This window comes from Virgibacillus carmonensis, assembly GCF_057836705.1.
The window spans coordinates 1-575 of record NZ_JBYQFJ010000304.1 but is presented as its reverse complement, the minus strand read 5'-3'; the positions used below and the strand labels follow the sequence as shown (position 1 = coordinate 575).

General features: G+C 37.2%; 1 pseudogene. It reads right to left on the bottom strand.

Annotation, left to right across the window (positions count from 1 at the left end):
* A pseudogene (locus AC3G7N_RS22005) lies at positions 1 to 340 on the bottom strand (CTP synthase); the annotation flags it as partial.
* Between the last annotated feature and the right edge of the window lie 235 nt (positions 341 to 575).

Sequence of the window (575 nt, the reverse complement as noted above, 5' to 3'; positions counted from 1 at the left end):
CCTGAACTGTTCCCCCTAAATAGTCACCACGACGTTCTTTTTTAATAACGCTTGAGTAAACCTTTCCTGTCGTGATGTTGCTGTATTTATTTAAATTAATATCGATGAAGCGCTCATAGTGACCAAGATCAAGATCAGTTTCCGCACCATCTTCCGTTACAAAGACCTCACCATGCTGATATGGACTCATTGTTCCAGGATCAACGTTAATATATGGGTCAAATTTTTGAATGGTTACCTTTAGTCCGCGATTTTTCAGCAATCGTCCTAAAGATGCTGCTGTAATTCCTTTTCCTAGCGATGAAACAACACCGCCTGTTACGAAAATGTATTTCGTCACGTTGCATCCCTCTTTCTTTTATGTCCTTATCTTTTCATACATTGGGAATAATTATTAACAAGAATAGCCTAAGTACCTGGTTCACATGCTTGACCGGAATAGACCGTTGTTGTTACCAAGCATTAAATCGAAATCTTGGCCTGTCGCATTAACTAATGACGAATGCCTTAATTTTTTTACTTTATACCGATTAAGATTTATACCTTCTTAAACTGTAAAAAATAGAAACTTTCCT